The organism is Clostridium sp. BL-8 (assembly GCF_002006495.1).
Classification (GTDB): domain Bacteria; phylum Bacillota; class Clostridia; order Clostridiales; family Clostridiaceae; genus Clostridium.
Genome location: NZ_LZZL01000153.1, coordinates 1 through 6,553, shown reverse-complemented (window position 1 = coordinate 6,553; position 6,553 = coordinate 1). Strand labels below are relative to the sequence as shown.

Annotated in this window: 6 protein-coding genes; all 6 read left to right on the top strand. The window is 26.0% G+C overall.

Features of this window, described 5'->3' with window-relative positions; genetic code table 11:
* Window positions 1–1,207: 1,207 nt before the first annotated feature.
* The 6 genes from CLOBL_RS26310 to CLOBL_RS26290 all read left to right on the top strand — a co-directional run bounded on the left by CLOBL_RS26310 (window position 1,208) and on the right by CLOBL_RS26290 (window position 6,108).
* Window positions 1,208–1,456 (top strand): AMEP412 family response elicitor, encoded by a 249-nt coding sequence (locus tag CLOBL_RS26310; RefSeq protein WP_077861705.1) that lies wholly within the window; start codon window positions 1,208–1,210, stop codon window positions 1,454–1,456.
* Window positions 1,457–1,889: 433 nt separating this feature from the next.
* Entirely contained in the window at window positions 1,890–2,612 is a 723-nt protein-coding gene (locus CLOBL_RS26305) for an ABC transporter ATP-binding protein (RefSeq protein WP_179117845.1), read from the top strand.
* A gap of 13 nt (window positions 2,613–2,625) precedes the next feature.
* Window positions 2,626–4,062 (top strand): elicitor-associated permease-like protein, encoded by a 1,437-nt coding sequence (locus CLOBL_RS26300; protein ID WP_077861703.1) that lies wholly within the window; start codon window positions 2,626–2,628, stop codon window positions 4,060–4,062.
* Between the two features lie 24 nt (window positions 4,063–4,086).
* Complete coding sequence (locus tag CLOBL_RS29095) at window positions 4,087–4,212, top strand: hypothetical protein (protein ID WP_278281367.1); 126 nt, start codon at window positions 4,087–4,089, stop codon at window positions 4,210–4,212.
* Window positions 4,213–4,225: 13 nt separating this feature from the next.
* Window positions 4,226–5,155, top strand: a complete 930-nt coding sequence (locus CLOBL_RS26295) for an ABC transporter ATP-binding protein (RefSeq protein ID WP_077861702.1) — start codon at window positions 4,226–4,228, stop codon at window positions 5,153–5,155.
* Window positions 5,152–6,108: an ABC transporter permease subunit gene (locus tag CLOBL_RS26290; RefSeq protein ID WP_077861701.1), complete on the top strand. Its 957-nt coding sequence runs from the start codon at window positions 5,152–5,154 to the stop codon at window positions 6,106–6,108. Before CLOBL_RS26295 ends, CLOBL_RS26290 begins: the two co-directional genes overlap by 4 nt.
* Window positions 6,109–6,553 lie beyond the last annotated feature (445 nt).

Below are 6,553 nucleotides of genomic sequence, written 5' to 3'. Positions count from 1 at the left end.
TGGCATCTCATGCACCCTATTATAGAGTTGTGGCACTTTGAGTTTAACCATTCAGAAAAATCTTCTGTGCTTTCATTCTGTAAGGTAACACATTTGCTTATATGCATCATAATAGCCCTTTCTCCTTATTTCCAAATTTTTTATCTTAAAATTTTACATGTTTATATTATAGATATTCAACATATTAACTAGACTTATAACTTGCAAACTGTATCAATGAGAAAATCCTTTAAATATTTATAATTTAAGAGAAAAAGAACTATAGGCTTTTCAAAGATATATACTTCAGAAATCCATTTCATGGATTTCATTCTTAATTCATGACTTATAACTGTAATGCAGAATAAATAAAATGAAATGAACTGGTTAGAGAATTGTAATTTTCTATTTCTCGAAAATGAATTGCATAAACTATATTCCTATTTATATTCGTTTAGAGTAATTAATTCATTTCTTCTTTTTTAAATTTGTAACTACAGTTTAATATTTATGATTGATAATCTAATATCATTGACATTAGATTATCAACCATAAATATTTTTACTATAATAAAGTGCATCTAGCAAAAATTACTGAACCTTCGTTTTCAGAATTTAAATAAAAGTTTTAGAAATAGACACTTTATAAGTGATTTCTAGTTCTAAAACTATTGGCAAAAACAAAGTATAAATACCATGCTAAATCATGCTGTACTTATTTCCAATAAAAATAATGAATTATACACTATATTTAGATAAGAGATCATCATTATTATCATAAAACATATATTTTTAAGAATGAAGAGTATATTGTGAAAAAATAGTTCAAATAATCAGTTTCTTTGATTTTAATGCCTTATTTTGTCTGTTTAGAGTAATAGCTGTTTACCTGTTTTACATATTATGAGAATATATACCTGTACTTGGGACATGTGTAATTATATAGTAATAATTGTGCGAATATTGTAAGGCACAAAAATTAATTATATGTAAGTAAAACAAAAACTTATTATTGAAAAGATAATACTTATTTAAAAAATGAATTTTGATTATAAAAAAACTATCAACATAACAAATTATATGATCAAGCAGTGATTCAATTGGATTGGATATATTTTAATAAGTATTATTTGTACAAGCTATATACTTTTGTAATAAATCTATGTTCGCGAGATAGATACTTTGCAAATAGTTATATAAATAAATTAAAATGGTAGGTGAAGTATAAAATGTTAGAAGAATTATTGGACGTATTAGAAGACCTTGCTAGTAAAATACCTACAGATAAGATTTCAGCATTCTTTTCTTGGTGCTCTAGCTTTGTATCAACAGTTGCATTATATGCATATTATTATGGTGGCCAAATAATCAATTGGGTAAAAGATCATGGAGCAGATGTTGCAAATATGTTCTTAAAAGGCTGGAGTGCATATAAAGCGGTTCAAGAAATATTAAAACATTTTGGAATAAACATATAACTCCATTAAGTTATATATTTATTCTAAATGATGTTTTAAATTATTAGCAAATTTGACCTTATAACTTTTAAATAATGAACTTAATTTAAATCCATTATTTAAAAGTAAGGCTAATCTTGAAGTATATTATATAACCCTGCATATGATGACTAAGCAGGGTTATAATATGCTAAGTATATCTTTTCAATTGTCGCTATTATACAATTAAAAAGATATACTTAACATATTATATATGTTATAGTAATAATTTTACATCTAAAATTGTAATGAGTCAAGTATTCAATTAAGGCTCTAATTTATAAATTCAATTGCAAAAAATACATATAACTTTAATATGCTAAATTGGGATTATTTACATTGCAAAAATTTTATGTTATGATAGCAGAAATCTATTGTAAAATAAGATGTAATAAAGAAGATGGAGATGGTTTTTTTGAATATTTTATCTCTAAAGAATATTAAAAAAAAATACAATAATAAAGAAGTTTTAGATATCGAAACATTAGATATTGAAAGTGGGAAAATTTATGGATATCTTGGAAGAAATGGAGCTGGAAAATCGACTACCATTAAAATTATCATGGGAATCGAGTTACCTGACCATGGACAAGTTTGCTTTATGGATAAGCAAATAGATTACAAAAATCAAGAGTATAAAAAGTTTGTTGGTTATTGTCCGGATTATCCAGCGGTTTTTGAAAAACTTACTGTATTTGAACATTTAAACTTCATTGCATATCTGTATGGCATGGATAATGATAAAGAAATAAAATTAAGAATTAATAAATATCTTACGCATTATGAAATGAATGAATATGAAGATACCTTAATAGAAACCCTTTCAAGAGGAAACAAACAAAAAGTTTCTATTATTTCATCTATAATACATAATCCGTTAATCCTAATATATGATGAACCTACACTTGGACTTGATCCAATAAGTATAAAACAATTCAAAGATATGTTAAGGGAATATGTTAGAGATGGTAAAACTGTATTTCTATCATCTCATGCACTAAATATTATTGAAGAGATCGCTGATGTAGTTACAATAATAGAAAGGGGCAAAATAGTAAGGAAAAATATTTCAGTAAAAAACATTCGAGATAATCTTACAAGTATGGAAGATTATCTAATATCTGCTATTGAAAATTGAGGTGACTAAATTTATGAACTTTTTGAACTTTTTGAAATATAAATATAAGTTAAATTCTGATGTAGTAAAAAAACGCTCCAGTTCTGTGGTATATGCTGAACGATCAGCTAAATTTATCTTTGGAATATTATTATGTTTATTAATAAATTTTGTGCTTAAATTAGTACCTAAAGACATATTAAATAAAATGAATGCTTATACAATAGTTATTTATACGCTTTTATGTATTTTCTCAATGTCAATAGCAATAAAAAAATATTATAAAGAGTATTTTGAGTCTGCAGAACGTGAAATTATTCTAATTACTCCTATAAATCAGAAACAAATTATATTGGTAAGATTCTTTATAGTATGGATTGAGGTTTTCAGTTTAATTGCGTTTATGTATTTTCCATTTGTTTTTGCATGTTTTATTAATAAAATTTTCAGTCTTGAAATTTTATTAATAACTGTTCCAGAAGTGCTTTTCATATCACTTTTAGGAAGTGTTTTTGCTCACATCCTTTTTGCAGTTGCTTTTTTGGTATGTAAAGGGAAGGGATTAAAAACAGTATCATACTACGTTTTAGTTGTATTCTCTGTTTTATTAACATCACTGTCGTTTTTATACAAAAATGGGTTTCCCAATATTGCAATTAAAAATATTATTATTGAAAGTATATTTTATGGGCTTCTTCAATATCCAAGTTATATTTTATTTAATGAAATACATATATTGGATACTTTGATATTTACCATAATTATTGCATTTCATAGTTTGGTACTATTTGTAATAGCAATCAATTTAACATCATATTGTTATAAAAAAGGATTGCTCATGGTTTCGTCAAGAGATCTAAAGAAATCTTTTTATATATCTTTTCAAACAAAATGTATAAATAAATTTATACAAAATAATTTTTTAAAGAAAGATATTTTCTATTTAATTCGAACTCCGCAAGTACTTTCATCATTTATTTCTCCAATTGTTGTTATATGCTTAACGCTCTCACAAAAGAGCTTTTATAGCAGTAAAATGATTTTTCCTGTATTTATTGGTATTTATTCTTTAATAATAACTTCAATTTCTATAAGTATAATTCAATCAGATGATATTCAACATAAAGACTTGTTGATCTCAATTCCTATTAATTACAAAGGCTTAATTACTAGTAGAAGTTTGCTAACGTTTATTATATCTTTTATCATTTCAAGTCCATTAATATCAATAATGTATATAATAAATCAAGTAAAATTTACATATACAATTTTTTCACTACTTCAATTAATGATAACAATTTTTATAACTTCAAAGTTAATGGTAAAAAAAGTTATAAATCTAAGCATAAAAGAAACAGGCAGTTATAGATATGACGGAAAATTAGCATTAACAGTAATAACTTTTTCGTTTACTTGGGGAATATTTTTATTAATATTGTTTTGTATTTTGTTTACGATTCTAAACTTATAAACTGAAAAGGGGGAATAAAAAGGTATGAATAAGAAAAATGATAAAAAAACCTTAAAACATAAAATATCATCTGCACTTACTGTAATATGCATAATATTTCTATTTCTAGAGTATAGTGGATTGCTGAAATATATTGAAAATTTATTTTAAGGGGTGACATTAAGTGAACACAGGGCAAGTTGCAGTTGAATTAAGAGATTTATCAAAAATTATTGGGAAAAAAAAATTAATAGATAATATTTCTATAAAAACATATCACGGTGAAGTATTTGGTCTTTTAGGACTAAATGGAGCAGGAAAAACAACCATCATGAGAATGATTACAGGGCTAATAAAACCTACAGAAGGAAGTGTTTATATTGAGGGGATTCATGTTGCAAATCACTATGAAAAGGCACTTGCGCATGTAGGTGCAATAATTGAAGAGCCAGAAGTTTACAAACACTTAAGCGGATATTTAAATCTTAAAATAATGGCAAATATGTATCCAAACATAAAAAAAGATAGGATAATTGAAGTAGCAGAGTTTGTTGGATTATCAAAAAGACTTAAAGATAAAGTTAAAACTTATTCTCTTGGAATGCGGCAACGTCTTGGCATTGCTATTGCACTTTTAAATAGCCCCAAAGTCTTGATTCTCGATGAACCTTTTAATGGACTTGATCCTTTAGGTATTAGAGAAATTAGAGATACTTTAATAGATATAGCTAAGAAAGATGGCGTTTGTGTCATTATTTCAAGCCATATCTTAAGCGAAATGGAGTTACTATGTGATAGATTTGCCATCATAGATAAAGGTACTCATGTTGAAACAAAAACTATTGGCGAAACAAGCCAAAGGGAATTCTATAAAGTGTATTTTGAAATGCTAAATGTTATAGATTATGTAAAGATTAACGAAATTCTAAACTCAATTTCAGTCAAAGTAAATAAAATATCTGATAAAGTTTTTTCTGTTACTGAACATCAACAGACTGTTTCAAAAATAATAAATATATTAACTAATTCAAGCTTAGATATTGTGTCTGTCATCCCTCAAAAGAAAAGTCTTGAAGAATATTTCATTGGGAAAACAGGAGGTCAAAATAAATGAATGAATTAAAACAATTTATAAAGTTAGTCGCTAATGAGCTTTTTAAAACGTTTTTTCAGAAGAAAACAGTGGTTTTTATATTATTTATAATTATTGCGATTCTTGTAATCGTAATTGGAAGTATAAAATTAGATAAAGGTACGACATGGAAGATTGATTTAGAATCACAAATTACTAATTTAGAAAAAACAATTTCTGATGAAAAAACTACCGACACTGATGAAAGCATTGTTAGATCTGATGAAGAACGACTTGAGCTTTTAAAGTATAGATTAGCTCACAATATACCAGAAAATGTAATTACGCCGCTTAGATTTGTATATAATTGTAATAAAATTGTTACTTTTATTGTATTATTTATGGCAATATTCTCAGCCAATATTATTGCTGAAGAATATTCCAAGGGTTCTATACGTCAATTACTTATTAAACCAGTAAAGAGATGGGAAATATTCACAGCAAAGTTTTGCTCTGTAGCGTTAGTCAGTATTATTCTATGCTCTCTACTATTTATAATCTCACTGATAATTGGACTTATATTGTTTAGCAAAAATAGCTCTTCTATTAATGATGTCATCTTATCAAATGGTAATCTTGTGGAAAGAAATATGTTGCAATATGTTATTTTATCATCTCTTTCAGATGTGTTTTCAATAGTTGTTATCAGTTCTCTATCATTTTTAGTAGCTACAATAGTTCGAACTGCTGGATTATCAATTATTATTTCTATTTCAGTATATTTTGGTGGCTTAATTGGCGTATCTTTTCTAAAAAACAATCCAATTTATAAGTATATGTTGACTCCAAACTTGTCTTTATCTTCATATTTACCAGGAGGTAATCTTCCGTTTGAAGGGGCTTCATTTAGTTTCTCTTTAATTATATGTATTATATATTTGATTATATTTCTATTTAGTGGTCTATATATTTTTAGTATAAGAGATGTATATTAATCGTGTCTTGAAAAAGTATATGAGCCATTAAGTACAAATATGCTACTATTATTCCTATAAGTTTAATATTTATAAAATCCTACAAAAATAGAGACAGACTTCACATTTTGTTGTATAAATTAATTGCGAAAAACATTAACAACAAGAGTGAAGTATATGTCTCATAAAAACATTTTAACAGAAAAATCAACATTAATTGGATTTTTCTTATACTTCTTAAGACCTGTGTTAAAGCATATAGAGCGGCTTATAAAAAAAACTCTGTAAAAAAGGGCTATAAAGGAACATTACTATATCTATACCCAAAAAATATATTGTTTATCTATATTTACCTATTAAAGCATTTAAATTACGTGCAAGTAACTCATAGTATTCTGTAAAATTGATTAGTTCAATCTTTTTATAAGTTGCCTCTGGAAGTTCATGTAATGGAGTCTTATCTAGT

Bases quoted from the DNA above. Each gene is read 5' to 3' on its own strand.
- CLOBL_RS26310 (WP_077861705.1), top strand. From the start codon at position 1,208: ATGTTAGAAGAATTATTGGACGTATTAGAAGACCTTGCTAGTAAAATA.
- CLOBL_RS26300 (WP_077861703.1), top strand. From the start codon at position 2,626: ATGAACTTTTTGAACTTTTTGAAATATAAATATAAGTTAAATTCTGAT.
- CLOBL_RS29095 (WP_278281367.1), top strand. From the start codon at position 4,087: ATGAATAAGAAAAATGATAAAAAAACCTTAAAACATAAAATATCATCT.
- CLOBL_RS26290 (WP_077861701.1), top strand. From the start codon at position 5,152: ATGAATGAATTAAAACAATTTATAAAGTTAGTCGCTAATGAGCTTTTT.